This is a genomic window from Archangium sp., from assembly GCF_036277355.1.
Lineage (GTDB): Bacteria > Myxococcota > Myxococcia > Myxococcales > Myxococcaceae > Archangium.
Window position 1 is genome coordinate 41,464 of sequence record NZ_DASUNC010000016.1, and the last position, 25,486, is coordinate 66,949.

General features: G+C 70.9%; 22 protein-coding genes. 8 read left to right on the top strand and 14 right to left on the bottom strand.

Going from position 1 to position 25,486, the window contains the following annotated elements; all coding sequences use genetic code 11:
- The first annotated feature begins 2 nt into the window (after positions 1–2).
- On the top strand, positions 3–1,610 hold the full coding sequence (locus VFZ09_RS03105) for a lipase maturation factor family protein (RefSeq protein ID WP_329725947.1): 1,608 nt from the start codon (positions 3–5) through the stop codon (positions 1,608–1,610).
- A 12-nt stretch (positions 1,611–1,622) separates the two neighbouring features.
- Here VFZ09_RS03105 and VFZ09_RS03110 read toward each other — a convergent pair whose 3' ends face one another.
- Positions 1,623–2,399 (bottom strand): lysophospholipid acyltransferase family protein, encoded by a 777-nt coding sequence (locus VFZ09_RS03110; protein ID WP_329725948.1) that lies wholly within the window; start codon positions 2,397–2,399, stop codon positions 1,623–1,625.
- Positions 2,400–2,589: 190 nt separating this feature from the next.
- Here VFZ09_RS03110 and VFZ09_RS03115 point away from each other — a divergent pair, with 190 nt between their 5' ends.
- Positions 2,590–3,438 (top strand): Ig-like domain-containing protein, encoded by an 849-nt coding sequence (locus VFZ09_RS03115; protein ID WP_329725949.1) that lies wholly within the window; start codon positions 2,590–2,592, stop codon positions 3,436–3,438.
- A 96-nt stretch (positions 3,439–3,534) separates the two neighbouring features.
- On the opposite strand, the gene VFZ09_RS03120 is transcribed toward VFZ09_RS03115, so the two are convergent.
- The 9 genes from VFZ09_RS03120 to VFZ09_RS03160 form a co-directional block, all read right to left on the bottom strand.
- Positions 3,535–5,250 carry an OmpA family protein gene (locus tag VFZ09_RS03120; RefSeq protein ID WP_329725950.1) on the bottom strand — a complete coding sequence of 572 codons (1,716 nt, stop codon included), beginning with the start codon at positions 5,248–5,250 and terminating at the stop codon, positions 3,535–3,537.
- A complete protein-coding gene (traA, locus tag VFZ09_RS03125) occupies positions 5,247–7,253 on the bottom strand; it encodes an outer membrane exchange protein TraA (RefSeq protein ID WP_329725951.1) in 2,007 nt (668 codons plus the stop codon). Before traA ends, VFZ09_RS03120 begins: the two co-directional genes overlap by 4 nt.
- A 137-nt stretch (positions 7,254–7,390) precedes the next feature.
- Positions 7,391–7,753: a helix-turn-helix domain-containing protein gene (locus tag VFZ09_RS03130; RefSeq protein ID WP_043412376.1), complete on the bottom strand. Its 363-nt coding sequence runs from the start codon at positions 7,751–7,753 to the stop codon at positions 7,391–7,393.
- Positions 7,754–8,286: 533 nt separating this feature from the next.
- Positions 8,287–8,715: a hypothetical protein gene (locus VFZ09_RS03135; RefSeq protein ID WP_329725952.1), complete on the bottom strand. Its 429-nt coding sequence runs from the start codon at positions 8,713–8,715 to the stop codon at positions 8,287–8,289.
- Positions 8,712–9,719, bottom strand: a complete 1,008-nt coding sequence (locus VFZ09_RS03140) for a hypothetical protein (protein WP_329725953.1) — start codon at positions 9,717–9,719, stop codon at positions 8,712–8,714. Before VFZ09_RS03140 ends, VFZ09_RS03135 begins: the two co-directional genes overlap by 4 nt.
- A 23-nt stretch (positions 9,720–9,742) precedes the next feature.
- Positions 9,743–10,294, bottom strand: coding sequence for a hypothetical protein (locus VFZ09_RS03145; RefSeq protein ID WP_329725954.1), 552 nt, complete (start codon positions 10,292–10,294; stop codon positions 9,743–9,745).
- A 145-nt stretch (positions 10,295–10,439) separates the two neighbouring features.
- Complete coding sequence (locus VFZ09_RS03150; protein WP_329725955.1) at positions 10,440–12,182, bottom strand: GTPase; 1,743 nt, start codon at positions 12,180–12,182, stop codon at positions 10,440–10,442.
- 84 nt (positions 12,183–12,266) lie between these two features.
- On the bottom strand, positions 12,267–13,568 hold the full coding sequence (locus VFZ09_RS03155; RefSeq protein ID WP_329725956.1) for a protein kinase domain-containing protein: 1,302 nt from the start codon (positions 13,566–13,568) through the stop codon (positions 12,267–12,269).
- Positions 13,569–13,571: 3 nt separating this feature from the next.
- Positions 13,572–14,936, bottom strand: a complete 1,365-nt coding sequence (locus VFZ09_RS03160; protein WP_329725957.1) for a sigma-54 dependent transcriptional regulator — start codon at positions 14,934–14,936, stop codon at positions 13,572–13,574.
- An 82-nt stretch (positions 14,937–15,018) separates the two neighbouring features.
- Here VFZ09_RS03160 and VFZ09_RS03165 point away from each other — a divergent pair, with 82 nt between their 5' ends.
- Positions 15,019–15,216 (top strand): hypothetical protein, encoded by a 198-nt coding sequence (locus VFZ09_RS03165; RefSeq protein ID WP_329725958.1) that lies wholly within the window; start codon positions 15,019–15,021, stop codon positions 15,214–15,216.
- Between the two features lie 15 nt (positions 15,217–15,231).
- On the top strand, positions 15,232–16,368 hold the full coding sequence (locus VFZ09_RS03170) for a thiol reductase thioredoxin (protein WP_329725959.1): 1,137 nt from the start codon (positions 15,232–15,234) through the stop codon (positions 16,366–16,368).
- Between the two features lie 16 nt (positions 16,369–16,384).
- On the opposite strand, the gene VFZ09_RS03175 is transcribed toward VFZ09_RS03170, so the two are convergent.
- The 4 genes from VFZ09_RS03175 to VFZ09_RS03190 form a co-directional block, all read right to left on the bottom strand.
- Positions 16,385–17,761, bottom strand: coding sequence for a hypothetical protein (locus VFZ09_RS03175; protein ID WP_329725960.1), 1,377 nt, complete (start codon positions 17,759–17,761; stop codon positions 16,385–16,387).
- On the bottom strand, positions 17,758–18,906 hold the full coding sequence (locus VFZ09_RS03180) for a metallophosphoesterase (RefSeq protein WP_329725961.1): 1,149 nt from the start codon (positions 18,904–18,906) through the stop codon (positions 17,758–17,760). The genes VFZ09_RS03175 and VFZ09_RS03180 overlap by 4 nt, the downstream gene beginning before the upstream one ends.
- Positions 18,907–18,958: 52 nt before the next feature.
- Positions 18,959–20,080, bottom strand: coding sequence for a helix-turn-helix transcriptional regulator (locus tag VFZ09_RS03185; RefSeq protein ID WP_329725962.1), 1,122 nt, complete (start codon positions 20,078–20,080; stop codon positions 18,959–18,961).
- A 183-nt stretch (positions 20,081–20,263) separates the two neighbouring features.
- Complete coding sequence (locus VFZ09_RS03190) at positions 20,264–20,812, bottom strand: hypothetical protein (RefSeq protein WP_329725963.1); 549 nt, start codon at positions 20,810–20,812, stop codon at positions 20,264–20,266.
- 201 nt (positions 20,813–21,013) lie between these two features.
- On the opposite strand from VFZ09_RS03190, the gene VFZ09_RS03195 reads away from it, so the two are divergent.
- From VFZ09_RS03195 to VFZ09_RS03210, 4 genes are all read left to right on the top strand, one after another.
- Positions 21,014–21,427, top strand: coding sequence for a hypothetical protein (locus tag VFZ09_RS03195; protein WP_329725964.1), 414 nt, complete (start codon positions 21,014–21,016; stop codon positions 21,425–21,427).
- Positions 21,428–21,443: 16 nt separating this feature from the next.
- On the top strand, positions 21,444–23,975 hold the full coding sequence (locus VFZ09_RS03200; RefSeq protein WP_329725965.1) for a putative metal-binding motif-containing protein: 2,532 nt from the start codon (positions 21,444–21,446) through the stop codon (positions 23,973–23,975).
- A gap of 46 nt (positions 23,976–24,021) precedes the next feature.
- Positions 24,022–24,963 (top strand): MBL fold metallo-hydrolase, encoded by a 942-nt coding sequence (locus VFZ09_RS03205; protein WP_329725966.1) that lies wholly within the window; start codon positions 24,022–24,024, stop codon positions 24,961–24,963.
- 94 nt (positions 24,964–25,057) lie between these two features.
- On the top strand, positions 25,058–25,471 hold the full coding sequence (locus tag VFZ09_RS03210; RefSeq protein WP_329725967.1) for a hypothetical protein: 414 nt from the start codon (positions 25,058–25,060) through the stop codon (positions 25,469–25,471).
- The last annotated feature ends 15 nt before the right edge of the window (positions 25,472–25,486 follow it).

The window sequence follows — 25,486 nt, forward strand, 5'->3', positions numbered from 1 at the left end:
CCATGCGTGCTGTCCGCCCCCAGGGCGCCAAGGCGTTCTTCCGGATGCTCCGTGAGCTACCCGCCCGGCGGCCGGGCAGGCGTACGCGAAGACGCGGGGACGGGCTGCTCGTCAGGCTCGCCGAGCGCTCGGTGGCGCCGCCGCGGCACCGGCTCGTGCGCCAGGTGTTCTTCCGGGCCCTGGGCGGCATCTACCTCATCGCCTTCACCTCGTTGGCGCGGCAGGTGCGGGGCCTCTATGGCTCGCGCGGCATCCTGCCCGTGAAGGATCTGACCTCCTCGCCCCGGATGACGGCGATGGGGCACGAGCGGTACCTCTGGTACCCCTCGTTGTTGTGGCTGGATGCGTCCGACCAGACGCTGGTGCGCGGCCTGCGTGCGGGCCAGGTGCTGTCGCTGGCGGTGATGGCGGGCGTGGCGCCCCAGGTCTCGCTGACGGGGCTGTGGGCCCTCTACCTCTCGTACGTCTCGGTGGGGCGGGAGTTCCTCTCGTTCCAATGGGACGCGCTGCTGCTGGAGATGGGGCTGCTCGGCCTGCTCACGGCGCCGATGGGACTGAGGCCCGGGCCGGGCCGGTACGAGCCCACCGCGGCGCAGGTGTTGCTGTGGCGAGCGCTCCTCTTCCGCCTCTACTTGGGCTCCGGGGTGTCCAAGCTGAAGTCCGGCGACGAGACGTGGCGCCAGCTCACCGCGTGCGACTCCTACTATGAGACGGCGCCGCTCCCCACGCGCGGCGGCTGGTACGCGCACCACCTGCCGCACCAGGTGCAGCGGTTCTCCACGGCGGCGGTGCTGGCGTTGGAGACGGTGGCGCCCTTCCTCGTCTTCGCGCCGAGGCAGTTGCGGCTGCTGGGTTTCTGGCTCTTCACCGGGCTGCAGGGCGTCATCATCGCCACCGGCAACTACGGCTTCTTCAACGTGCAGTCGCTGGTGCTCGGGCTGTGGCTGCTGGACGACGCGTCGCTGCGGCGCTTCCTGCCGGCCCCGCCGCCCGCGAGGCCGAGGCCCTGGTGGCGCACACTGGGTGCCTGGCTCCCCGCCGTGCCCTTCCTCGTCCTGGGGATGAATGAAATCCTGGCCCGCTTCAACCGTCCCCGCGGCGCGCCACGGTGGCTGGAGTGGCTGGAGATGCGGGCGCGTCCGCTGCGCGCGGTGAATCCCTATGGCCTCTTCGCGGTGATGACGGTGCGCCGGCCGGAGCTCGCCATCGAGGGCTCCGACGACGGCGAGACGTGGCACGAGTACACCTTCCGCTACAAGGTGAGCGACCCGGAGCGGCCCCCGAGGCAGGTGGCCCCCCATCAGCCGCGGTTGGACTGGCAGATGTGGTTCGCGGCGCTGGGCTCGCCGCCCGTCTGGCTGCTCGCCTTCATGCTGCGGCTGCTCGAGGGCTCGCCGGACGTGCTGAAGCTGCTCGCCATCAATCCCTTCCCCGAGCACCCGCCGCGCTACGTCCGCGCCACCCTGTACGACTACCGGATGACGGACCGGGAGACGCACCGGCGCACGGGGGCGTGGTGGAACCGCGAGCGGTTGGGGCTCTACCTGCCCCCGCTGAGTCTGGCCCCGGGGGGGACGGCGAGCCGGTTGCAGTGGCACGCCGGGGAGTGAGCGAAGGGGGGCTCAGCGGCCGGGCTCGGGGGGAGGGGCGTGGGCCGCCGGGCGCTCCACGGGGGCGGGGGCCTCGTCCTCGGCCTCGGGGGCGGGGCCGGCGTAGACGCCGCGGTACTCCGGGGGGAGCAGCCCGGCCACGCGCCGCATCATCGCGTCGGTGAGGGCCTGGCGCGGGTCCTCGGCACCGGCGGCCTCGGCCTCGAGCTCCTCGAGGAGGAAGGGCGTGCCGAAGCGGACGGTGAGGTGGGCGCGGCGCACCTGCTCCCGGCCCATGTCCCGGTCATCGATGGGCATGAACTTTTCCGTCCCGGTGAGCGCCACGGGGACGATGGGGACACCGGCCCGGCGGGCGATGAGGGAGGCGCCCTTCTTGGCCCGGGTGAGGGCGCCGGTCCGGCTGCGGCCGCCCTCGGGGAAGATGAGGACGGAGTGGCCCGCCTTGAGCGTCTCGACGGCGCGTTTGATGGGCTCGATGTCCGAGGAGTTGGGGCGGATGAAGATGGTGTCCACGGCCTCGGTGCCGAGCCGGGTCATCACGGTGCCCTGCAGTTTGATACCGGCCAGGAAGTACACCTTCCGGGGCCGCAGGGCGCGGACGAGCGTGAAGCCATCCGCGTTGGACAGATGGTTGCAGATGAAAAGGCAGGGCGGGGGAGGGAGGTTCTCCCGGCCGAGGACCTCCTCGGTGGTGCGCAGGTGCCAGAGGGAGTCCATCAGCGTGCGCACGGCGGCCCGGCGAGGGCGTGCGGGCAGGACGGAGAGCAGCGTGAAGACGTTGTGGATCAAGGCCGGTGACCCCCTGGCTCGAACCTCCTCGTCCAAGATGTGCATTCCAGCGTCGGGTACCCGGCGGAAGGGGGCAACCGGGCGGACGGGCGCACTTGCAAATCATTGCGAACTGGCCGTATCGAAATACAGTCATGCGCGCCGCTGTTCGTGAGGCACGCTCGTACGCCCGCAAGCCCCCCTGACCTCCGTGAAGACCCCGACGTTCACCCGCTCGCTGCTCCTGTCGTCCGCGCTGCTGCTCGGTGCCTGCCGTTCCGCGCCCGAGTCGCTCACCCTCTCCATGCCGGAGAACCGGCCGCTGCATGCCCATGGGGAGTCCGTGGTGCTGCAGGCGGTGGCGCTCGATGGAAATGGCCAGCCGGTGGAGGACCCGAAGCTGAGGTGGGTGAGCTCGGCGCCGGAGGTGGCCACGGTGGAGAACGGGGTGGTGGTGGCGCGCAAGTCCGGCAAGGCGAAGATCTCCGCCGCGGCTGGAAAGGCGCGGGCCTCGGTGGAGGTGCAGGTGTCCATCCCGAGCCTGGTGGACATCCGGGTGGATGGGGCGGACTTCCTGCTGGCGGGCAACTCCATCGCCATCTCCGCGGTGGTGAAGAACGAGCTGGGCAAGCCGCTGGTGGACGTGCCGCCGGTGTGGACGACGAGTGACCCCACGGTGGCGCGGGTGGAGAACGGGCGGCTGATGGGGGTGGCGCCCGGGAAGGCGACCATCACGGCCACGGTGCCGCCGCTGAGCCGCAACCTGCAGGTGCAGGTGGTGCGCTCGGACTTCGCGCGGGTGGAGGTGGATCCCACGCACCTGGTCTTCGCGAAGGTGGGCCAGAAGTTGCAGCTGCGCGCCAAGACGTTCAACAACCGGGGCGTGGCGCTGAGTGACGTGCCCGTGACCTGGTTCAGCTCGGACTGGTCGGTGGCGACGGTGTCGGCCACCGGGCAGGTGACGGCGGTGGGTCCGGGGCGCACGGTGGTGACGGCCACGGCAGGCAGGCGCAAGGCCGCCGCCGAGGTCGTCTTCGAGGTCAAGACGGCCCAGCGCTGAGCCGTCGCTGCCTGAATCCACTTCTACGCGCGTAGAAGTGAAACGGAGCATGGAGGCTCTTCCACGCTCCGTTGGGAGGCTTGGGGTGTCTGGCTGCTACCGCCTACCCTTGGTCCCCTTGACGGGCAGCACCTGCTCGGCGGCGGGGTCCGGCGGGCAGGGCGGCATCACCGTGCCCTCGACGGGGGGCATGATGGTGAACTCGACGCGGCGGTTGAGGGCCATGTTCGACTCGGAGTCGTTGGCGGCCAGCGGGCGGCTGCGGCCGAAGCCCGCCGAGCACAGGCGCTCCACGGCGATGCCGCTGTCGAGCAGGAAGTTCATCACGCTGGCGGCGCGGCGGCGCGACAGGTCGTAGTTGTACGCGTCCGTGGCCCGGGCGTCCGTGTGGGCCTCGACGAGCACGCGCTGGATTTCCAGGTGCTTGAGCAGCTGGTCGGCCACCTCATCGAGGATGGGGAAGGACTCGGGGAGGATGACGTCCTGGTCCGTGGCGAAGTGCACCTGGTCGAGGATGACGATCTTGTTCCCGTCGATGCGCGTGAGCGGGCAGCCGTCGCGGCCCTTTTGGCCCTGCGGGTGCTCGGGGCAGCGGTCGAGCCGGTCCGCCACGCCATCGCGGTCCTGGTCCGATTCGGGGCAGCCCCCGTTGTCCTCGAGGCCGGGGGAGGTGGGGCAGCGGTCGAGCCGGTCCACCATGCCATCACGGTCCTGGTCCGTATCGGGGCAGCCCCCGTTCTCCACGGGGCCGGCGATGGACGGGCAGACATCGCCCTTGCCGATGACGGAGTCGCCATCGGGGTCCACGGGGGGCTCGGGAGGATCGATGTAGCGCTGGATGGCCGCCGTCTCGGGGCCGGGGGCCCAGAGGAGGGAGGTGAAGAGGCGCAGGGTGGGCGCCGTCAGCGAGCAGCCGCAGCCGCCGCCACCGCCCACGGTGACGTGGAGGCCGAGCGCGGTGTTGTACCAGCGCAGGCCGACGAGCAGCTCGGCGGGAATCTGCTGGGGGTCCTCCGGGAGCTTCTTCAGGGGCGTGCTGCCGGAGAGCATGCCCACGGCGTTGATGCCCCAGCCGCGGATGAGGGGCAGCTCGGCGCCGAGCCCGAAGGTGGCGGCGCTGCCCCACTGCACCCCGGCGAACTCGTAGTCCGGGCGCAGCCACAGGCCGGTGTTGAGGGCCAGCAGGGCGCCCGATTCGAAGCGGTAGTCGAAGATGAGCCCGAGGTTGCCGGTGACCGCGCCGTCACTGGCGAAGGCTTCCTGGAGACCGGTGGGGAAGCCCAGGCCGAAGGTGAGCGCGGAACCGAACCCCGCGTCCTCGGGCTTGCCGCGGCGCAGGCCGGGGACGGCGACCTTGCCGTTGAGGCGCAGGTCTCCGGGCGTGAAGGACTGGATGAAACCCTCGGTGCCGATGGCCTCCAGGTTGTCACCGGCCTGGGCGAGCACCAGGGGCATGTCCACGCCGAGCTCGGCCCAGCCGAAGAGGCCCACGGAGGCCACGGCATCGAGCTGGAGGCGGTTGCCCACCACGCTCATGACCTTGGAGTTGGTGCCCGCGGCGACGAGCACCAGCGGATCCAACGCGAGGTTGAAGAAGGCGCCGCCGGAGACGGCGATGCTCTTGTCCAGCTCGAGGGGGCGGGACGGGTCGTAATCGCCCATGGGGCGGGACTGGCCGACGATGACCAGGTCCCGGGGCGCGCCGACGGGGCGGAAGGCCTGCACGTCGAAGCGGGTGTCCTGGGCGGAGGCGTTCCCGGAGGCGGCGAGCCCCAGGGCGAGTCCGAGGGCGATGGGGGCGGAGTGCTTCACGCGGAGCCTCGCGAGCGGAGGGCGAGGAAGGCGGCCAGGAGGAGCAGCAGGCCGAGGCCGCCGGGAGTGCTGTCCGCGGTGGTGCCGCAGCAGAAGCCGCCTCCCTGGGGCTCGGTGCCGGGCATGCGCCGGCCGCGCTCACACTGCTGGGTGTTGGCCGAGCAGTGCTGGACGCCGAGGCAGTCGTTGCTGTCGACGCAGGAGGTGGTGCAGACGTTGAGGGCGGTGTCGCAGGTACCGCCGCAGGGGCAGTGGGCGTCGGCGAAGCACTGGACGCAGGCGTCGCCGTAGCACACGGTGCCCTCGGCGCAGCTCACCGAGCAGGTGGAGGCGGAGCAGGTGCGCGTGGTGGGGTCGCACGTGCCGCCGGGGCCGCAGTCGGCGTTCTCGCGGCAGCCCACGCAGGAGCTGCCCCGGGTGGTGCCGTCCGTGAGGCAGAAGGGCTGCTCGCCGGGGCAGGACTCGCAGCGCTCACCGCAGCGCCTGTCCGTGGTGCAGGAGGCACACTCGCCACTGACGCAGAACTTGCCGTCACCGCACTCGAGGTCCGAGCGGCACTCGACGCACACCTGGCCGTCCATGCAGTAGGGCCGGTCCGAGGGGCACTTGACGCACTGGGAGCCGCAGCGCTCGGAGGTGTTGCACTCGGCGATCTGCTCCACGCAGCGGCCGTTGGCGATGTCGCACTTCTTGCCGCCGGAGCAGTCCGCGTCGCCGGTGCACTCCACGCAGCTGGGCGAGGCGCCGGGGGAGGCCGCAGCGCACTGGAGGCCGCCGGGGCAGCAGTTGCAGGAGGTGCCCGCGCAGCTGTCGTTGGTGGAGCAGGGCTGGCAGGTGTTGCCGGCGCAGGTCTCTCCGCGAGGGCAGTGGTCGTCGGTGACGCACTCGTGGCACTCGTTGTCGGCGCCGCAGAACTCGCCCTTGGGGCAGTGCGCGTCGGTCTTGCAGCCACGGCACTGGTTGGTGTCCGGGTCGCAGCGGCCGTTGGGGCACTGCGTGTCGTTGTCGCACTGTGCGCAGGTGAACGTGCCGTTGCGGTTGAGGCAGAGCGGGGTGGACGCACCGCACGGCGAGCAGCTGGGGCCGCAGAAGATGGAGGAGTCGCAGGGCGCGCACAGCGCCGCGCCGTTGCAGTAGTAGCCTGGACCGCACCCGTTGTTGCCAGCCGTGTTGGCGTACTGGCGGTTGCACTGCTCGCACTTTGCAGGATCCGAATACGACGGGCGCCCGCTCTCCGTCTGATAGAAGGCGGTGGGCTGCATCAGGGTGAAGCCGTCGTCCTTCAAGCTGATGATGGGTAGCTGCGTCGCCTCGTGGTCAATGTCCGCATACGTGCCGATGAAGGTGGACAGCTCCAGGGCCGAGTCACCACCCAGAGCCGCGTACAGGAGCTCGACGGGATAGAGCCCCGGCTTCTTGAAAGTGACGCGATTTGTGGTGTGCCAGCTTGAGAAGCCTCGGATGGGCGTCCGCTCGATGACTCGGTGGCCGGTCTTCTGGTCGTAAATGACGAGCGACACGCCGTCATCTGTGTAGACGCCAAAGTGGAGCGGCTTATCCACCAAGTCTGGCGTGACGTTCAGGTAGCCGCGCAGACGGGTCCCGAATGGAGTGCTGGTATCATTCCTGTAGAAGGGACACCCGCCCGACGCGCACCCGGCAACGGCATCGGTGAAGTCGCCAAAGCTCTGCCGCTGCACGCTCTCCAGGTTGTTGTTCGATAGATCGAACGTGGTGCGGAGCACGGAGGTGGCCGGCTTCATCGCACCCGTGTCCATGAAGACGTTGAAGTAGTAGCTGTAGCTCGACGCGTCGCTGCGGAAGTCGGCGTCTGGACTCGAGGACACCTTCGATGCGGTGCAGAGACCTGTTCCCGGCAGCTTCGGCGAGGCCGCGACCGGGTCTCCATCAATCACCACGGCGGGCAGCGGCTGCGGCTTGCGGCTCTGGGCATGTGCCACCCCCGCCAGCGTCACCAGCAGTGCCACCAGCAGGACGGCCATTCTTCGGAAGGGATGTAGGTACACGGGGGCACACGCAGCATCCCCCGGCCTACTTCTGCGGTCAAGTTGAAGGCCGGGGTCACTGTATAGAGGGAACCCGACTCTACCCCGGCTCCCGGTGGGCCTCCAGCGGCGGCCTACTCCTTCTTGAGCGCCACCGCGAGCCGGCCCAGCAGCTTGATCTGCCCGGAGTCGAGCTGCCGCAGCACACGCAGCACCGCCCGCACTTCCGGCTTCTCACCCTGCTCGCTCGGCGGGTCTGCGAGCCGCAGCGAACCATCCGGCCCGGCCAGCCCCAACAGCTCGTCCGCTGAAATCCTCAGCGCGCGGCACAGCCGCAGCAACGTCGGAACGCTCGGCACCATGCCGCCGCGCTCGATTCGTCCGTAGACCTCTGTCACGAGATCCACCATTTCCGCCACATCCGCCTGGGTGAGCTGCGCACGCAGACGGGCCGTCCGGGCGGCCTCTCCAATCGTCTTCGCCAGTTTCTTGTCCATACCTGAACCCACCCTGAAATGTAGGCAAGGCGGAATACGACGCATCAGGTTGTCGGAACAGGACTGCAAAGGTCATTTCTTCAACCCTATTTTTGAAGTCACCCTGTCCTGCCCTGGTTCCCGTGAAGGCCGGCCCCTGCCGCCTTCTTCTCCAGCGTCCAACCCGCTCATCCCTCTGGGAAACCCATGTGCGACGTGTCCCTACCCGCCTCGTGTGGTCCGCGAGATGCGGTTGGACCCACTGTGCACGAGGGGTCTGACACGGTGGGCGTTCAGGAGGAGATGCGGCAGGTCGTCCCGGCTGCGCGGAGCCGTACGGGACCGGAGGTCGGGCCGACCGGGCGGATCGGGTCGGGCGGACGTGAGGCCCGGTGGGGTGCCACCTTCCTGGGCGCGGGCCGGGGAGAAAGGGTGGCGGTCGCTTCGGCACCGTTCATCCAGGGGCGGGGGTGCATCACGCGCCGGGCCGCAGACGCGGGCCTTGCACCGTGGAGGAGCCGGGAGCGGATGGAGACAGCGGAGCCGAGGCGGGCTCAGGCGTCGGCGGGCAGGTAGACGCGGTGGTCATGGGGCAACTGGCCCGAGCCGGCCAGCTCCAGGTACTCCTCGAGGCTGCGCACGGTGGCGATGACCTCGGGGACGCCGTCGCGCGTCACCAGCACCGCGCCGATGGTGCCGGGCCCGGCGGCGAAGATGGCCGAGAGGGCGGCCTTCTGCTCGGGGCTGGGTTGGGCCCGGACGTGCTCCGCGATCATCACCACCAGACCCATCAGCGCGGTCGCCACCACGACCACTCCTGGCCAGTCGATCTTCCAGGGAGAGCCCGGATGGTAGGTGCTCCGGCAGTACTCAAAAGCCGTGACGAGCCCGAAAGCGAACGGCCATACCCTCAATCCGAGCCGCCACAACGAAAGACGCTTCTTGCCGCCCATCAGTCCCAGCACCTGGCCTGCTCCCTTCATCGCCCGCCACGTGAGGGGCGATCCAGGGCTCGGCGGACCCCTTGCTCCACCTGCTCGCCCGTGAGTGCGTCCACGACATAGTACCCGGCGAAACCGACGATGAATCCCACGGCGTTGCCGAGCAGGGGAACCTCGGAGCCCCACAGCGCGCCCACGAGGCCCGCCGCGACCGCGGAACTGAGGCTACCTGAAATGAAGGCCCGCGTTCCCGTGGCGACGTAGTCCGTGCGGCTGTGCTCCTCGTCATCCAGCGCCAGCGACGCCAGCGTGAAGACAGAGGCGGCCACGGCACCTCCCGCGAAGCCACCCATGGCCCTGCCCGCCCCCGTCGCCCACCGGGTGTTCATCCCCTGGCCCATGAGCTTGCGCGACAGCTCACTGCCCGCCTTGGACGTGACCAGGTTCTGGGTCGCGCCGCCTACCAGGCCTGAAGTTCCTCCGGTTGCTCCTGCCTTCAGTACGGGCACGATGAAGTCCGGTCGTTTCTCGTAAACGATATGGCCGAACTCGAAGAGGACGCTCACCACGGCACCCCCTGCCGCGCCGCGTCCGCCCGCGATGGCAGCGGAGACGGCATGTCCACGCACGCCGCCGCCATGGCGGGCCACCATCAACAACTCCGGGAAGACCCACCGGTCTATCTGCGCGGGAGTCATCCGCGGATTGGCGGTGGCCACCTGCTGGCGGAAGCGCTCCAGGTGGATGAGGTGCTGCGTGGTGAGCCCATTGCTCTGCACCCGGCTGGCGATCTTCTCGCGCAGGGCGCGCAGCGCGTTGTCGGCCCGCTGGCGCACCGGGCCCGGAGTCCCCGTGCTCCTGCGCGCGTTCTCCAGCGCCTCGTACGTGCGGTACACCGTCCCGTTGAGCCGCACCGGCTCGTGCTCCAGGAACCTGTCGGCTATCTCCCGGTAGGCCTGCTTGCGGTAGTTGTTGGCGTCCCGGAGCGCGTCCTGGAAGGGCTTCACGTCATCCGCGTTCACGGAGATGTACCCGTTGCGCAGCAACAGGGCCTCGCCCGCGGAGGGCGTCAGGTGGGGATACAGGGCCGCGCGTGCCCTGGCGTAGGCGGCCGGCGCAGGCCCACCACGTCCCGTAGCCCCCGCAGGTAGGTGGCGAAGGCTTCCCCGCCGTCTTCCGAGCGCACGCTCGTCTTCACCGAGCTCAGCCCGCCCAGGCGGTTGCGCAGGTCGAAGATGGGGTGGTTGTAGCGCAGCGCGTTGAGGTCCTGCTGGGCAACGAAGCCGCCGTGCTGAGCCGAGAGCTCGCCGAGCCTGCCGCGCCAGCCGCTCCGGGAGAGCGGAGTCAGGCCTGGGCTCTGGGAGAAGGCGCTGGGGGCATGACTCTCGAAGCCGGGGAGGTGATGCAGGCTGTTGATGTATCCGGACAGGGCCGAGGACGTCACCTTCGGGATGGAGTGACGCCACGGCCACTCCTCGAGCTGTTGCCGGGTGAGGACTTCGCCCGAGGAGCACGGGCGCTCGCCGGGCGGCACCTCGACGACGGCGAGGGCTGCTCCGCAGGGGACGAACTGGAAGTACTCCCCCGTCCGGCTCATTCCACCCTTCGTCGGAGCGCCCATGTGCTGCCCTCCCGGAACACCGGTATCCCGAGGCCCCCATCCTGGCCGCAGCCGTGCTCCAGGGACAAGGGGAGGCGCGTCCCGGGTTCTCCATCGGGCATCGCACGCATTCAGGGCTGTACGAGGGGTCTGACACGGCGGGTGCTCAGGAGGAGATCCGGCAGGTCGTCTCGGACAGGGTGGAGGCGGTGCGCGCCCAGGAGGAAACCTGGGTGTCCAGGTGCTCGAGGAGCCCGGCGAAGAAACGGCGCTCCAGGGCCTGGGCGAGCGTGGCGCCGTGGGCATCGGCCCACTTCTGGGTGAGGCGCTCGCGGATGTCCGCGCCCAGCGCGTCCACGAAGCGCTCCAGCAGGGGCGTGGACAGGAGCGTGCCGGCCCAGATGACGGCGTCATGGCCGAGGCCGCCGGTGGCCACCGTCACCACCGCGGCGGCGCCCGAGGGCACCGAGTAGACGAGCGTGGTGAGCGTCTGCAGCACCTCCTCGCGCAGGCCGCCCTGCAGCTCGTGGCCCACCAGTCCCCGGCAGAAGGCGTAGAGGCTCTCGCGGTCGGCGGTATGGGCTTGAATCGCCTCGAGGCCCAGGGGCTCCTCCAGGCGGGCCAGGGTGGGCGGGCCGAAGGACTCGGAGAGCAGCTCGCGCGTCCGGGCGTCTCCGTGCCAGGCGGCCACCTCGGGGGCGAAGAGCTCCACCAGGCGCCGCACCCCATCGCGCAGGGTGTCCTCGGTGAGCTGGCCCGCGGGGGCCGGAGTGGGCTCGGGGCCGGTGAAGGAGCGGCGCACCTGGCGCGAGAGGAAGGTGAGGGCGGTGGCCAGCCCCCGGAAGGGCAGGCGCACGTAGCGGTGGAAGGCACTGCGCGCGTCCAGCTCGTCGCGGAAGGCCTCCACCAGCACGTCCGCGGGCACCGCCTTGAGGGCCGCGTGCCGGCCCACTCCGAGCAGCTCGTGGCGCAGCCGCTGGCGCAGCCGCTCCGGCTCATGGGCGGCGCGGGTGGCGGCCCGGGCCAGTTGCTCCATCTCCGCGCGCGCGTCCCGCAGCGAGGCGGCCAGGGCGCGGGCCTTGAGGGCCTGGGCGTGCTCGGCCTCGCCCAGCAGCGCGGTGAGCGCGGGGGCCGCGTCCAGCGGATTCGTGGCGAGCGGTTTCTCCCCGGCCTCCACCTCGGGCTGGTGCGGGGCGAGGTAGCGCGCCAGGGGCGGGTGGCCCACGTCCGAGGCCAGCTTCTCCAGGTGCCCGCGCGCCACCTCCTCGCGCGTGGCCTCGTTGTAGACGAGGAGGTAGGGGCGGCCGTGGCCCACGCCAGCGCGCAGGAAGTCCACCAGCGCGGCGTTCTGGTACGTCTGCCGGCTGACGACGAAGACGAGCACGTCCACGGTGACGAGCAGGGCCTCGGCGCGCTCGCGGTTGTCGCGGTAGACGCTGTCGAAGTCCGGCGTGTCCATCACCACCAGGCCCCGGGGCACGGCGCCGGCGAGCACGAGGTAGAGGCGCCCGGCGGGCCCGGGCTGGTCCACCGGCGCGGCCTCGCCCGAGGCCACGGGGACGATGTCGTAGCGGCTCGTGAGGAAGTCCTTGAGCGAGCCCGTCCAGGTGTCCGGGTGCGCGGCGGCGAGGCACTGCTTGGTGAGGCCTCCCTCGGGGCGGGCCGGGGACAGGGGCGTGCCCACCAGCGCGTTGAAGAGGGTGGACTTGCCCACGTTGTTGGGCCCGGCGATGGCCACCAGCAGCAGGGGGGCGTCGGCGCCGCCCAGGCGGGGCAGCAGGTCGCGCCGCAGCCGCTCCACGAGGCGTCGGGCGGTGTCCGCGTCGGAGGGCTCGGGGAAGCGCTCGGGGGGCGGGAGGGCGTCGCGGGCGGACTCGAGGGCGGTGCGCAGGTGGGCGAGGTCGTTCATCCGGAGGCCGGAGGACAGCACGTGGCGGGCCGGATGCCCACGGAAGACGTGCCAGGTCTGTCGGCCCTGGACGAATGCGCCCCCTCAACGGCGCGAGCGCAGGGCCCGGCCCACCTTCCGGGCCAGGTCCGTGGGGTCCAGGGGGAGCGGCACGTAGTCGTACACGCCGCTCGCGACGGCACGGGACATCAACGAGAAGTCCTCGCCACTGCCGCAGAGCAGCACGGGCGGCGCGTGGGGCCGGGTGGCCAGGGTGCTCGCCAGCGCCAGGGCTTCCTCCTGGGCCTGATCGCTCCGGGGTACCACCACCAGGGCGTGGAGGCCCTCCAGGGAGTCGCCCTCGCGGCAGGGCACCACCCGGTAGCCGGCCACCGCCAGCGCGGTGCCGATGCCGTGGGGCGGGGCGGAGCCCTCCGGCTCGATGACGCCCACGGGCCGTGCGAGCACCTCGGGCGTGGGCGCGGGAGGTGGAGCGGGTGGAGGCTGCGTGCGCTCCTGCTTCTTGCCCTCACCGCGCAGGGGCGGCGGAGCCAGCGACTCGCGCAGCCGGGCGGCCAGCTCCCGCGCGCTCGCCGGACGCTGGGCCTTCGTCTTGGAGAGGCACGCGAGCACCAGCTTCTCCAGGGCCTCGGGAATGCCCCGCTCCGGCCGGAGCTGGCGCACGGGCGGAGGCGGGCGGTAGAGGTGCCCGCTCATCACCTCCACGGCGGGCGACTCTCCGAAGGGGGGCTGGCCCACGAGCAGCTCGTGCAGCAGGCACCCCACGGAGTACAGGTCCGCGCGCCCATCGGGCGGCTCCCCGCGGCAGTGCTCGGGAGACATGTACGCGGGCGTGCCGAGCACCTGTCCGCTCCCGGTCAGCCGGGCCTGTGGCTCCTCGTGCACGAGCGCGGCCAGCCCGAAGTCGAGCACCTTCACCGTGGGGGCGGACAGCTCGCCCACCCGCATCACGTTGGAGGGCTTGAGGTCGCGGTGCACCATGCCCAGGCCGTGCGCGGCCTCCAGCACGTCCAGCACCTGCGCGGCGAGCTCCACCGCTGCCTTCACCTCCAGCTGGCCATGGGTCTCCAGCACTTCGTCGAGCGGGATGCCGAACACCCGCTCCATGGCGAGGTAGAGCACCTCCCCGTCGGCGCCGTGGTCGAAGAGGTGCACCACGCCCGGGTGCTTCAGCCGGGCCAGGAGCTGCGCCTCGCGCTGGAAGCGGGCCACGGCGCCGGGCGTCTTCGCCACATGCGGGTGCAGCACCTTCAGGGCCACGTAGCGCTCGAGGCCCAGCTGCTCGGCCTCGTACACCGTGCCCATGCCGCCCTGGCCAATCTTCCCCGTCACCTGGTAGCGCCCGGCCACCACCCGGCCCGGCCGGAAGTCCCCCGCCCCCGCCATGGGCTACTCCCCCGAGCCCTTGATGCGGTCCAGCTTGCGGTAGAGCGTCTTGCGGTCCAGCCCCAGAATCTGCGCGGCGAGCGACTTGTTGCCCTTCACCTCCTCCATGACGCGGAGGATGTAGCGGCGCTCGACCTCCTCCAGCGTGGTGAGCTCCGAGGGGTCTCCGCTGGCCACCACCACGTGCGAGGCGCGGTAGGCGCGAATCTTCTCCGGCAGGTCCTCCACCGTGAGGCGCTCGGCGCCGGTGACGGCCACCGCGCGCTCGATGCAGTTGCGCAGCTCGCGCACGTTGCCGGGCCAGCTGTAGCTCATCAACCGCTCGGCCACGGCCTCGTTGAGCCCCGTCACCCGCTTGTCCGCGCGCGCGGCGAAGTGCTCGATGAAGTGCTGGGCCAGCAGCAGGATGTCCCCTCCGCGCGAGCGCAGCGGCGGCAGCTCCATCTGCACCACGTTGAGGCGGTAGTAGAGGTCCTCGCGGAAGCGGTTCTCCTCCACCATGCCCTCCAGGTCGCGGTTGGTGGCGGCCACCAGGCGCACGTCGAAGGACACCTCGCGCTCCCCGCCCACCGGCCGCATCACCCGCTCCTGCAGGGCGCGCAGCAGCTTGGGCTGCAGGCCCAGGGGCATCTCCCCCACCTCGTCGAGGAAGAGCGTGCCGCCGTGGGCCTGCACGAAGAGGCCCGAGCGCGCCGCCTTGGCGTCGGTGAAGGCCCCCTTGGCGTGGCCGAACAGCTCGCTCTCCAGCAGGGCCTCGGGCATGGCCGCGCAGTTGACGGCCACGAAGGGCCCCGAGGCGCGCCGGCTCTTCTCATGGAGCGCCCGGGCCACCAGCTCCTTGCCCGTGCCGCTCTCGCCGTTGATGAGCACCGTGGCGTCCGAGTCCGCCACGCGGCCGAGCAGGTCATACACCTTGCGCATCGGCGGGCTGGAGCCGAGCAGGCCGCCCAGGCGCTGGGACTCGGTGACGACCTTCTTCAGGCGCACCACCTCGCCCTTGAGGTGATGGTGCTGCACGGCGCGGGCGAGCGTCAGCGCCAGCGCCTCCAGGTCCACCGGCTTGGTGATGAAGTCATAGGCGCCGGCGCGGATGGCGGCCACGGCCGTCTCCATGCTGCCGAAGGCCGTCAACACCACCACCGGCAGCTCCGGCAGGTTGGCCACCACGCGCTCGCACAGCTCCGTGCCGCTCAGCCCCTGCATGTTCAGGTCCGTGAGCACCACGTCGAAGGGCTGCTCCATCAGCAACGGCAGGGCCGCGTTGGGCTCGCCCAGCGTGGTGACGGTGAAGCCGCGCCGGGTGAGGCGGTTCTGGAGCATCTCCAGCATGCTCGGGTCGTCGTCGATGAGAAGGACTCGGCCGCTCATCGGGGCACCATATCCCACTCCCGGCACCGCCGAGGCGCCTTGCTTTCTCCCCTGCCCGCCCCCGGAGTAGGGTACCGGGCTCATGAGAACACACCTCTCCAGCCTGCTCGTGGTGGGCCTGCTGGCCTGCTCCGCCGCGCGCACCTCGGCCGTGTCCGAGCCCGCGGCGTCGCATGCCCGGGCCTCCCTGCCGTTCATCGAGGATGACTACTCGCGCGCCCTGTCGGAGGCGAAGTCGAGGGGATTGCCCCTCTTCGTCGATACCTGGGCCCCGTGGTGACACACGTGCCGCTCGATGCGTGCCTTCGTCTTCACGGATGAAGCGCTCGCGCGGCACGCCGGACGGTTCGTCTGGCTCGAGATCAACACGGATGTTCCCGGTAACGCGCTGTTCCAGGAGAAATACCCGGTAGAGAACTGGCCCACCCTCTTCATCATCGACCCGCGGGAGGAGAAGGCCCTCGTGCGCTTCGCGGGCAGTGCCACCGTGCCGCAACTCGAGAAGCTCTTCGAGGACGGTGAGCGGGCGTACCGTGGCGTCGCCCAGGGTCCCGAGGCGCTGCTGGCGCGCGGCGATGCCCTCTATGGCGAGGGCAAGGAGGCCGAGGCGGCGGACGTGCTCGCCCAGGCGCTGGCCGAGGCTCCGGCGGACTGGTCCCGCCGTGGCCGCGCGCTGGAGTCCACCCTCATCGCCCAGTACGGCGCGAGCCGGCACGAAGCCTGTGCCCGGACGGCGCTGGCGGAGCTGCCCAAGGTGCCGCACTCGGCCTCGTGGGCGAACGCCGCGGCGCTCGGGCTGTCCTGTGCGTTGCAGGTGCCGCGGGGCACCCCGGATGCGCAGGCGCTGAGGGACTCACTGGAGGCGAAGGCGCGCGAGGCGCTCTCGCCGGACATCGTCATGCCGGGGGATGACCGCTCGGGCGTGTACGACGTGCTGGTGCAGGCCCGCTCGGAGGCGAAGGACGAGGCCGGGGCGAAGGCACTCGCCGGGCAGTGGCTCACCTTCCTCGAGGGCGAGGCGGCCAGGGCTCCGACGCCCGAGCAGCGCACGGTGTTCGACTCGCACCGCATCGGCGCCGCGATGGTGCTGGGAGACCTGATGCGGGTGGTGCCGGCCATCGAGCAGAGTGAGAAGGACCTGCCGGACGACTACAACCCGCCCGCGCGGCTGGCCAACCTCTACCGGCGGCTGGGACGGCTGGACGATGCACTGGCCGCGAGCACCCGGGCGCTGTCGAAGGTGCGGGGCAGCCGGCGGTTGCGCGTCCCCTCGGAGCGGGCGGACATCTACGTCGCCCGGGGGGAGAAGGACGAGGCAGTGCGCACCCTGGAGGAGGCGATCGCCTATGCGAAGACGCTCTCCGGGGCCCAGGCCTCGCCGCGCATGGTGGACGCCCTGGAGAAGAAGCTGGCGGCCACGAAGGCGAAGTGAGGGGACGGGCCCGTGCTCAGGGCCCGTCCTCGTCGAACAGGTCGCCCGGGTCGTTCTGCCACCGGGCGAGCTGTTCCCGGGTGGGGAAGCCCTTCACCTGGTAGCGCTCGGGGTAGAGCCCCTCCACCGGCGCGAGCAGCTGTCCGGCCACCCGCGACACATCTTCCCATCGGGCAATGCCCACCGGTGGGGCCTCGGGGCCGAGCGCCGGATCCATGAAGAAGATGACCTCGGCGCGAGGAAGCACGGCGTCCACGCCCTTGAGCCAGACGGCGTAGCTGAGGCTGCGCCCGCGCTCGTCCTGGTACGGGGTGTAGGCGGCCACGAAGAGGTCCACGCCCTTCTCCTCGTAGAACTTCTCCAACTGCTGCGTCTGCTCGTCGTAGTCGCGCGCCCGGGTGAAGAGCTCCAGCTTGCGGAAGTCCCTCCAGGCGTTGCTGAGCCGCTCGGGCATGAAGGGCACCCAGCCCTCGGGCGCGAGGCGCATGGCCCGGCCGTCCAGCGCGCGCGGCGCCATCATCGCCCCCAGGGCCCGGGTGGCCACCTGATTCAGCCCGTCCTCGTCCTCGGAGCCGGTGATGAGGAGCAGGTCGCGATGGGGCACGAGCACCACTGGCGTCCCCTTCACCTCGCAGCGCCGCACCACCTCGTCGAGCAGCATGCGTGAGGCCGCGTAGCTGTCCTCCCAGGGGGCCTTGCAGGTGCCGGGGGCGAGCTGCTCGAGGGGCTCGGTGCTGCGCGGGCGCAGGTTCTCCACCGCCATGCCGAGCGCCTGCTCGAAGGAGACGCCCCAGCGCGTCAGCTCCTCGGGCCCGAGGTAGCGCAGCGTGTCCGGCCCGTCGAAGGCCAGGCCCACGCCGAGGAAACCTCCCAGGGGCTTCCATGCGATGGGCAGCGGCTTGCCCGGCGGGCCCTTCATCACCAGCCGGAGCTGCTCGAAGAAGGTGCGGCTGCGCACCACCGGCAGCAGGTTCGGCCGGGCCTCGGCGAGCGTCGCCGGCAGGTCTGGCAGGTTCTGCACGCGGGCGAGCCGGGCGAGGACCTCGTCCCGTTTCTCCGGTGGCACGGCGTGGTACTCGTCGAAGAAGTTGGCCAGGAACACCAGCGTCCCATCCGGGCCCCCGAGCCGCAGCACGAAGCCCTCTTCGTCGTAGTGGATGGGGCGAGTCTCGCCCGAAGCACGCAAGGCCTCCATGGCTCGCCGGGCGAAGGCATCCCGCTCCGCCTGCTCCTGCTCGGGGGACGTCTCCTCCTGGCCCTCGGAATGCTCCGAGAGCTGCGCCTCCGTGGCCCGCGCCTCCCGGGTGGTCGCGCGCAGGGGGGCCGCACACCCGCCCAGTCCCATGCTGCCCACGAGCGCCAGCCCCACGAGTCTCCGTGTCGTGCTCATCATCCCTGTCCTTCCTGGTGCCCGTTGAGGTCGAAGAGCTCGAAAGCCTCCACGGGCGACTCGCGCATGCCGCCGTCGGTGAAGATGAGCACCGCCTCGCCGGGGCCGGTGGGCGGAGGGGTGCCGAGGCTGTACTGGAGCGTGGTGCCGTCGGTGACGAGGTAGCGCAGCACGCCGTCCCGGTAGCCCTCGCGCGGCATCGCGAGCAGCTCACGGGTGCGCTTGTCGCGCGTGTGGCCCACCACCTGGGTGAGGCCGGGCGGGAGCCGGTGCGGGTCGAAGCGGCGCCGGGGCGTGGCGGCGCGGTGGGCGGCGTCCTGGGGGAGCAGGCTGGGGCGGTGGTAGAAGATGCCGCGGCCCTCGCCGTACGTGGCGCTGCCGGGTTGGTGCAGCCCGGGCATGGAGAAGGGCCCCTCCTTCCAGTGGGCCACCGCGGTGGCGAGCGCCTGGTTCAGCGCGTCCGCCACCGTGGGCGCGTGGGCCTGGTGGGACTCGGGCAGGCCCACCACGCGCAGGTCCTCTCGCGTGACACCCGCGTGCAGCACGAGCAGGTGCTCCGCCGCGGCGTGGGCCACCCGGAAGCGCCCGGCGCGCAGCAGGTACGCCACCCAGTCCCGCTGCACCTCGCGGAAGTTGCCGAAGTCACGGGCCGCCAGCTCCACGTTGGGCAGCTCCGGGTAGCGGGTGAGGAAGTCGCGCTCGCGGGCCTCGTCGGTGTCCTCTCCCCGGTAGATGCCATCCGCCTCCGCCTGGGCGGCGGCGAAGCGCGCGTCGGTGAAGCCGGCGAGCTCTCCCACGCGGCCGAGGTCGTGGTTGCCCAGCAGCAGCACCGCCTGGTCCGCCGGGTGCGCGGCCATCCACGCCACCAGGTGCAGCGCGCTCGTGGCCGCCTCCTCGCGCTCGGCGGGCCTGCCCCAGTCGAAGTGGTCCCCCACCGAGAGCAGCTGTACCTCGGGCCGCAGCCACCCGTCCGGGCCGAGCAGGCCCTGGTGGTCGAGGATGGCGAGGAAGCGGGTGAAGTCCGCCTGCGGGTCGCCAATGGCGAGGCGCCGGGTGCGGCGCTGGCCGTCGGGCGGGGTGGAGTGGGGGCCACGGCGGACGGCGTCGGCGGCGCGGGCGAGGGCGGACGGGAGACGGGAGGAGCTCACGAGGCCCCATCCTAGTCCCGCCCGCGAGCCGGTGCCCGGTTGCCCGCCCCGCTCAGGAGGCCAGGAAGCACTTGGCGATGAGCGCCGAGCGGCTCTCCACCTGCGCCTTGGCGAGGATGCGGGTGACGTGCACCTCCACGGTGCGCTCCGCGCAGCCCAGGTGCAGGGCAATGGCCTTGTTGGACTCCCCGCGCACGAGCCGGCCGAGCACCTCCATCTCCCGGGCGGTGAGCCCCCAGCCGGAGCTGAGCGTGTGCACACGGGCGAGGGCCTGCTGGGGCTCGCCCTGGACGATGGCCAGGTAGTGCGCGGGCGCGCCGTTGAGGCGCAGGGGGGTGAAGGTCAGCTCCGCGCCTGGCGGTTCGCCCTTCAGGTGCTTCTTCAGGGCCTCCGCCACCAGTCCGGCGTCCTGCTCGAGCCGGGCCCGCCCCATGCTGTTGGCGAACGCCACCCGGCCGGTGGACGTCACCACGTACGCCGCGTGGCCGAGCGACTCCAGCGACGCCTCCAGGGCCGCCTGGAGCATCCCCGCCTCGCGCAGGCGCGCCTCCAGCGCCAGCCTGCGCTGCATCGAGGGGATGAGCTCGCGCAGCAGTTGCACCTCCCGCGGATTGAAGGGCTCCGAGCGCATCGCGCCCACCCACCCCAGCAGGGCCGGGCCGTCGCAGACGAGCACACGCAGGAACGTCATCCGCTCCAGTCCGCACTCCTGGAGGAAGCCGCCGATGGAGGCGCGCACCTGCGTCTGGATCCGCGCCTGCTCCTCCGAGGGGATTCCGAGCGACTTCCAGAGGGTGAACCGGTCATCCCGTGGCGCGGCCGGGTGCGCGGAATCCGGCCCGGGCGCCTGGAACTGCAGCTCCCGGTTACGCTGGGAGGGTTGGGGGTTGGCGGGGTTGAAGTACCCCCAGGGGTCGCGCCGGGTGCCCACGAAGCCGTCCAGGGACGCGTAGGCCGCCTCCGGCGTGATGGGGAAGCCGGAGAAGTGCAGGTAGCTCACCTGGTAGCGCTCGGGCCCCACGTCCACGCCATACGCGAGGCTACGCTCCGCGCGCAGGGCTTCCCGCAGGGCTTCCACCAGGGCGGGCAGGACATTCACTCCCGGCTCCACGAGGTCGAGCCGGGCCCGCAGGTCCTCCAACAGTCGTTGATCCTGCGAATCCAATGGTTCCAAGCTAAATCCGACTATCTATAGGCGTGTTGACGGTATTGCCAAGGAGCACCTTCAAGGATGCGAAGGACTGACACCCACGGTGGAGTGTCTAAGTATTTCCCCGCATGGAATGAGGACATGCAGTCGCAGGCCGCGTGACCCGGTTCCCAGGAGTGCCCGGGCCGGGTCACATGACGCAATTGGCTAACCCGCGGTGATTTCGCGCTGGATGAAGCGCCGCCGGTCCGCCTCGGGGCGCGAGTACACGCCCGACGCCGCGCCAATGAACATGCCGAGCACGTGGAGCGCGGTCCACCGCCAGAAGCCAAGGCCATACATGAAATAGAGCAGGTCCGGCGTGTCGAAGCCGTAGAAGAAGGCGATGGTCGCCGGCACCGCCACGGAGGCGAGGGCCGCGGCCACGAACGCGCGCTTCCACCGCCGGGCGAAGAATCCGCCGAAGACGCCGCCCAGCATGCCGTTGAGGAACGGCATCCAGAAGGTGATGAGGCTCACGAACACCATGGTGAGGGTGCCGATGACGAGGCCCCGGTTGTGGAACACGAGGCCCTCGGTGGGCACCTCGCGCACGAGCACCTCGTGGTAGCCGCTTTCCTCGATGTCGGGCATGGGCTCGGAGGCGGTGGTGCGCACCTCGCGGCCTCCCAGCAGGCCCCGCTGGCACTGGCCGTCCTCGAGGACCTCGCGGCGCGTCTTCGGTTTGGGATTCTGGGGATCGATGAAGTCGGACATGCGTGCTCTCCCGGTGGGTGGAGGCGGAAGGCTCCGCCGCTGGTGATGCCGTTGAAGATGCGACATCCCGGTGCGGGCGACAGGGGGGGCCGCCCCAGGGGAGGGCAGGCGTGGGGGCGGGCGTCACGGGGCTTGGCGGCCGGGTGCTGGCCGGTATGCTGCGCCTCCCTCGTGCCCTTGTCTGGCCGGATGGAGTCCCCCATGCGTTCGATGCGTCCCCTGCTGTGCGTTGCCCTGATGTCCCTCGGCGTGCTGTCGGCCTGCGCGCTGCGCCCGTACTACCGGCAGGTCCTGCCGCCCGACATGTCCGCGATGAAGCCCGCGGCGGCCCAGGGCAAGGGCGAGACGGTGCTGCTGCGGGTGGTGGAGCCGGGGACGGGGCGGCCCATTCCGGGCGCGCGCATCCTGCTGAGCATGCACCTGGGACGCGTGTCGCTGGTGAGTGACCAGGAGGGCCTGGTGCGGATGCCGGTGACGCCGGAGCTGCTCGCGGAGAATCCCCTGGTGGAGGTGGTGCTGCCCGCGGGCGTACAGGGCTACACGTTCCAGCCGGTGAAGCAGGAGCCCGAGGCCGCACCGGCCGGCGAGTTGGCGCCGCAGCAGTCCCAGGATTGAGGTAGGCTCCGCGTCCATGCGTCACGCATGGATTGCCGGATGCCTGCTGCTGCTCACCGCCTGTTCGAACAAGGTGACGGACAGCGCGGTGGCCCTCACGGTCAAGTACCCGGGCTACACCCCCCTGTGCCTTCGAGTGACCGCCTCGGATGCGGCGGCCTCGGAGCGCCGGAGCGAGGAGCTCATCTCCCAGTCCAAACTGGCCACGGACGAGGACCGGACGCTCATCCTCGCCGTGTACCGGGAGAAGAGCTGGAGCCAGCAGTTGCAGGTGGCGGTGGCCTCCTACGCCACGGCGGACTGCACGGGCTCGGCCATCGAGACGCGCCAGCTGGACACGGCGGTGACGCTGCCCGAGAAGGGCTCCGTGCCGGCGGAGCTCGCGCTGCTGGCCCAGGACGCGGACAAGGACGGCCATGCCGCCCGCGCTCCGGGGGTCGAGGGCACGGACTGCGACGATTCCCGGGACACCGTGCACCCTGGCGCCACGGCGGTGTGTGACGGGCCGGCCAACCTCGGCACGGACTTCAACTGCGACGGCAAGCTGGACTGCAACGGCGGGACCTGCACGAGCGCGGCCATGTGCGGCTCGGGTTTCTGCGTGGGAGGCGTCTGCTGCGACAGTGCCTGCGATGAGCCGGCGTCGCAGTGCCGGGGCGCGGGGACGTGTGGTACGGGCACCTGTTCCTACCCGGTCAATGCCGGCGCCTCCTGTGACGACGGGAGCAAGTGCACCAGCGGCGATACGTGCAACGCCAGCGGGACGTGCACGGGCTCGACGACGAAGACGTGCAACACGCCGCCGGGCCAGTGCTTCGATGCGGCGGGCACCTGCGAGCCCTCGACGGGCGATTGCAAGTACGCGCCCCGCCCCACCACGGCGTCCTGTGACGATGGGAAGAAGTGCACCGTCGATGACAGGTGCGATGGCAGCGGGGCGTGCGTGGCGGGCTCGCCGAAGACGTGCAACACGCCGCCGAACACGTGCCGCGAGGCGACGGGCACCTGCGAGGAGGCGACAGGCGATTGCACGTACGCTGCCCGCGCCACCACGGAGTCGTGCGACGACAAGAACAAGTGCACCGACAACGACAAGTGCGATGGCCTCGGAACGTGCATGGGCACGGAGAAGACGTGCGATTCGCCGCCGAGTCAGTGTCACGCGGGCACGTGCGATCCCTCCTCGGGCTCGTGCAACTACGCGCCCAAGCCTGTGGCTGCGACGTGTAACGACGGCCAGGTCTGCACGAAGTCGGACCAGTGCGATGGCGCGGGGAACTGCGGCGGCACGCTCGACTGCTCTCCGCCGAGCACCTGCGAGAAGGCCCGCGCGCTCTGTGCCGCCGATGGCACGTGCCAGTTCGAGGTGGACTCCGCGCAGGTGGGGAAGATCTGCAGCCGCCTGGATGGGAAGAAGGGGACGTGCCAGGTGGATGGGGAGTGCAAGCCGTTCCAGTTCAGCTACACCGTCACGAGCAACTTCGATCCGGTGGCCATCGCGTCCGAGACCATCAATGACCTGGACATCTCGTGTGGTGCCACCTTCGACTCCTCGGGCACGCCGGCGTGGACGTTCGCGCCGGGCTGCAGCTTCACGCCGCCCACGCACGTGGTGACGGCGGACGACGTCGTGGTGATTGCGGTCCGGAACCTCACCGTGAATCAACCCCTGCGGGTGGTGGGCTCGCGGCCGGTCGTCCTGGCGGTGTATGGCGATGCCACGCTGAACGACGAGATCCTGGCCCACTCGGCGCGTGCGGAGTCGCGGGGCGGCGCCGGGAGCGGCGTGGGGTGCACGGGACGGACGGGGGGGGCCGGCAATGTCAGCGGGAATGATGGAAGTGGTGGTGGAGGAGGTGGCCTCGCGACGGAGAGTGGCACCGGTGGCGCCAATGATGACGGCTCCGCGGCAGGAGGTTCGAAGGGGGGCGCCCTGCTGACGAGCGGTTTCTCTCCGCTGGTGGGCGGCTGCCAGGGGGGCGCGGGAGGCGGCATCACGGGCACGACTCCGGGGGCGGGAGGCCGGGGAGGTGGGTCGCTGCAGCTCTCCGTGGCGGGCACGCTGACGCTGGCGAGCGTGGTGAGCGTGAGTGGCGCCGGAGGCGGAGGGGGTGATTCCACCGTCAACAACGCGGCGGGAGGTGGCGGAGGCGGTAGCGGCGGAATGCTGGTGCTCGAGGCCAGGAATCTCGTGGTCGAGGCCTCCGCCCGGGTCACCGCGAATGGCGGCGCGGGCGGTGAAGGCTCCGACGCGCAGGGCGGGACGCAATCCCCGGGAGTCGCGGGAGCGGATGGAAGTCTCGTGACCGCCACTCCGGTGGCGGGAGCTGACGGCGGTGCGGTGAATGGAGGCGCGGGAGGCGCGGGTGCGGCGGGGAGCGCCGGTCCTGGCGATGGTCTCGCGGGAACGGGCTCGGGTGGCGTCCATGGTGCTGGAGGCGGTGGAGGTGGTGCCGCCGGTCGCATCCTCCTGCGAGGCGCGTCGAGCTGCTCCGCCATTCCCGCGGGGGCCGTCATCAGCCCGGATACTTCGCCCAACTGCCCTTGAGCGGCATATGGTGTGGAGCGTCTCCCCAGGGAACGGAACGCTCCACATGAAGAAGTTTCTCCTCTCCGCGTTGTTGGTGGTGCCCGGCGTGGCGTCGGCGCAGTTCGACGAGGCCTCGCTCGCGAAGGTGCAGGTGAAGTCCACGCCGGTGGCGGGCAACGTGCACATCGTCGAGGGCGCGGGCGGCAACATCGGCGTCTCGGCGGGTCCGGACGGCATCCTCATCGTGGATGACCAGTTCGCCCCGCTCGTGCCGAAGATTCGCGTGGCGCTCGGCAAGCTGACCAAGGGCAAGGCCAAGGCGCCCGAGTACGTGCTGAACACGCACTGGCACTTCGACCACACGGGCGGCAACGCCCTCTTCGGCCGCGAGGGCACCATCGTGGCGCACAAGCACGTGCGCACGCGGCTGATGAACGGGCTGGAGAGCGCGGCCATGGGCATCAAGATTCCGCCCGCGCCCAAGGAGGCACTGCCGGTCATCACCTACGACCAGGGCATCTCCCTCTTCTTCAACGGCGAGGAGATCCAGGTGACGCACCTGCCCACGGGCCACACGGATGGCGACAGCATCGTGTACTTCACCCACTCCAACGTGCTGCACATGGGAGACCAGTTCACCGGGGACAAGTACCCGTTCATCGACCTGGAGAGTGGCGGCTCGATGGAGGGCTACCTGCGCAACGTGGAGCGGGTGCTGCAGACGCTGCCGGCCGGGGTGAAGATCATCCCGGGGCACGGTGCGGTGTCGGGGCGGCAGGAGCTCGAGACCTTCGCGCAGATGCTGCGCGACACGGTGGACCTGGTGAAGGGCAAGCTGGCCGCGGGCAAGACGCTCGAGCAGGTGAAGGCCGAGGGCATGCCCGAGAAGTACAAGAGCTGGGGGGACGGCTTCCTGAAGCCGGAGCAGTGGCTCACGATCGCGTACCAGGGCCTGAGCGGGCAGAAGCCGGAGTCGGCGAAGAAGCCGGAGGAGCCGAAGAAGTAGGGCGTCCCTCGCGCCGGGCACGTCCGGGCCCCGGATTGAATCAATCGGGAGGGGCCCCGTCTGAAGGAGCAGGAACGATTGGGAGGATAAGACGATGATGCTCCGGCACGGACTCTTCACCCTGGCTCTCTCCACACTGCTCCTGGCTCCGGTGGCCGCTCGGGCCGATGACTGGGGCCGGCACGACGCCTCGCCGGTGGGCCAGCCCGGGCAACGGATGCACACCGGAGGCCACTACCGCCCGGCGCCCCCGCCTCCTCCGGTCCAGCCTCCGCGCTCGCACCGGCCGCGCCAGTCGGGCCGCTATGAGCTCCAAACGGTCCAGAAGTTCGTGCCGGGCCACTACGAGCAGGTCTGGGTCGAGCAGAACTGCAGGTACCGCCCGCGCCGCCACGTGACGAAGTGCGAGGGGGGCCATTACGAGCAGCGCTGGGTGGAGGGCTACTACCAGTCCGTGCAGGAGTGGGTCTGGGTCCCCGTGTACCGGGGCCCCTATGGCCGCGGCTGAGACGCACGCCCGGTG

What these genes read in the sequence shown, in the direction of transcription:
- VFZ09_RS03160 (WP_329725957.1), bottom strand. Translation starts at nt 14,936, where the DNA reads ATGAGCGGCCGAGTCCTTCTCATCGACGACGACCCGAGCATGCTGGAG.
- VFZ09_RS03130 (WP_043412376.1), bottom strand. Translation starts at nt 7,753, where the DNA reads ATGGACAAGAAACTGGCGAAGACGATTGGAGAGGCCGCCCGGACGGCC.
- VFZ09_RS03195 (WP_329725964.1), top strand. Translation starts at nt 21,014, where the DNA reads ATGCGTTCGATGCGTCCCCTGCTGTGCGTTGCCCTGATGTCCCTCGGC.
- VFZ09_RS03155 (WP_329725956.1), bottom strand. Translation starts at nt 13,568, where the DNA reads ATGGCGGGGGCGGGGGACTTCCGGCCGGGCCGGGTGGTGGCCGGGCGC.
- VFZ09_RS03135 (WP_329725952.1), bottom strand. Translation starts at nt 8,715, where the DNA reads ATGAAGGGAGCAGGCCAGGTGCTGGGACTGATGGGCGGCAAGAAGCGT.
- VFZ09_RS03175 (WP_329725960.1), bottom strand. Translation starts at nt 17,761, where the DNA reads ATGATGAGCACGACACGGAGACTCGTGGGGCTGGCGCTCGTGGGCAGC.
- VFZ09_RS03150 (WP_329725955.1), bottom strand. Translation starts at nt 12,182, where the DNA reads ATGAACGACCTCGCCCACCTGCGCACCGCCCTCGAGTCCGCCCGCGAC.
- VFZ09_RS03165 (WP_329725958.1), top strand. Translation starts at nt 15,019, where the DNA reads ATGAGAACACACCTCTCCAGCCTGCTCGTGGTGGGCCTGCTGGCCTGC.
- VFZ09_RS03105 (WP_329725947.1), top strand. Translation starts at nt 3, where the DNA reads ATGCGTGCTGTCCGCCCCCAGGGCGCCAAGGCGTTCTTCCGGATGCTC.
- VFZ09_RS03200 (WP_329725965.1), top strand. Translation starts at nt 21,444, where the DNA reads ATGCGTCACGCATGGATTGCCGGATGCCTGCTGCTGCTCACCGCCTGT.
- VFZ09_RS03210 (WP_329725967.1), top strand. Translation starts at nt 25,058, where the DNA reads ATGATGCTCCGGCACGGACTCTTCACCCTGGCTCTCTCCACACTGCTC.
- VFZ09_RS03145 (WP_329725954.1), bottom strand. Translation starts at nt 10,294, where the DNA reads ATGGGCGCTCCGACGAAGGGTGGAATGAGCCGGACGGGGGAGTACTTC.
- VFZ09_RS03170 (WP_329725959.1), top strand. Translation starts at nt 15,232, where the DNA reads ATGCGTGCCTTCGTCTTCACGGATGAAGCGCTCGCGCGGCACGCCGGA.
- VFZ09_RS03190 (WP_329725963.1), bottom strand. Translation starts at nt 20,812, where the DNA reads ATGTCCGACTTCATCGATCCCCAGAATCCCAAACCGAAGACGCGCCGC.
- VFZ09_RS03205 (WP_329725966.1), top strand. Translation starts at nt 24,022, where the DNA reads ATGAAGAAGTTTCTCCTCTCCGCGTTGTTGGTGGTGCCCGGCGTGGCG.
- traA (WP_329725951.1), bottom strand. Translation starts at nt 7,253, where the DNA reads ATGGCCGTCCTGCTGGTGGCACTGCTGGTGACGCTGGCGGGGGTGGCA.